This window comes from Magnetococcus sp. PR-3 (assembly GCF_036689865.1).
Lineage (GTDB): Bacteria > Pseudomonadota > Magnetococcia > Magnetococcales > Magnetococcaceae > Magnetococcus.
In genome coordinates, this window is sequence record NZ_JBAHUQ010000096.1 from 1 (window position 1) to 375 (window position 375).

Sequence of the window (375 nt, forward strand, 5' to 3'; positions counted from 1 at the left end):
GGCTTGATTACCAACCGCAGTGACAGTCTGACCCTTGATAACGCCATCTCCGGCACGGGTACGTTGGAACAGGCAGGTAGTGGTACCACGGTATTGAGTGGTAGTAATAGCTATTCGGGCAGTACCACCATTACCAGCGGGACGCTACAAGTAGGCAGTGGTGGAACCAGCGGTACCCTGGGTAGTGGTGCCGTGGTCAACAGCAGCGCCTTGATTACCAACCGCAGTGATAGCTTGACCCTGGATAATGCCATCTCCGGTACGGGAACGTTGGAACAGAAGGGCAGTGGCACCACAGTATTAAGTGGGGCGAATAGCTACTCGGGTACCACCACCATCACCAGCGGTACGCTACAGGTAGGCAGTGGCGGAACC

The 375-nt window shown here is 56.0% G+C and carries 1 protein-coding gene; it reads left to right on the forward strand.

Annotated elements, in window-relative coordinates; all coding sequences use genetic code 11:
• A partial coding sequence (locus V5T57_RS20705; protein ID WP_332893171.1) for an autotransporter-associated beta strand repeat-containing protein occupies positions 1-375 on the forward strand: 375 nt, incomplete at both ends.